Origin of the sequence: Bartonella sp. CL63NXGY (genome assembly GCF_042194905.1) — a bacterium.
Lineage (GTDB): Bacteria > Pseudomonadota > Alphaproteobacteria > Rhizobiales > Rhizobiaceae > Bartonella.
This window is the reverse complement of the sequence record NZ_JBHINK010000101.1, coordinates 1-687: the sequence shown is the minus strand read 5'-3', so window position 1 is coordinate 687 and position 687 is coordinate 1. Positions and strand designations below refer to the sequence as shown.

The following is a 687-nucleotide window of genomic DNA, read 5'->3' as shown; positions in this document are numbered from 1 at the left end:
CCTTGGCATGACCATAGATACTTGAATAATCCTTAATCCAAGCATTACAAAAAACATGGGCATTATCATAAACCCGCGCCCAGACATAAACCCGTGACTTGCCATACACATGGGCATTGCCAAAAATATAGCCACAAACATAGGCACTTTCATAGACACGGGCATTGTCATAAACCTTGGCACCATTAGAAATAGTAGCATTATCACTAATTACGGCATAACCATAAACATGCCCACAGACCTTAGCGTTATCATGAATTTTTGCATTATCATAAATATGAGCGGTTGTATCAAAAACCAATGCCTTGCCATTGACGATAGCATTGCCATACACCTTGGCACCTCTAAAGATTTTAGCATCATTATAAATTTTAGCATTTTCATAAACAGTTGCATCGAAAAGAACCGCGGCATTATCATAGACCCAGCAATTGCCATCATGGGATAAGTTACTTTCATTTTCAATAAAACCGCCGAGGTCCCCCGCCTTAACATCATCGAAATCTCTTAGAGCACGAATGCGGTGTAAAGTAAGACCATCAAAAGTGAATTTTTCATTGGTAAATTCGTATTTTTTCATTGGAAATTCTTTCTTAACGTAAAAAGTTTTGAAATTGACACCTTATAAAGGCGCCGGGCGCTCAAAACACGGCGTTAAGTCCGTTGCTATGCTTTCCCCTAAAAAGG

At 39.2% G+C, this 687-nt stretch carries 1 protein-coding gene; it reads right to left on the bottom strand.

All coding sequences use genetic code 11. The features are described from left to right. On the bottom strand, nucleotides 1-580 hold a 580-nt coding region (locus ACFIK0_RS09470), incomplete at its 3' end, for a hypothetical protein (protein ID WP_375663921.1). Nucleotides 581-687 lie beyond the last annotated feature (107 nt).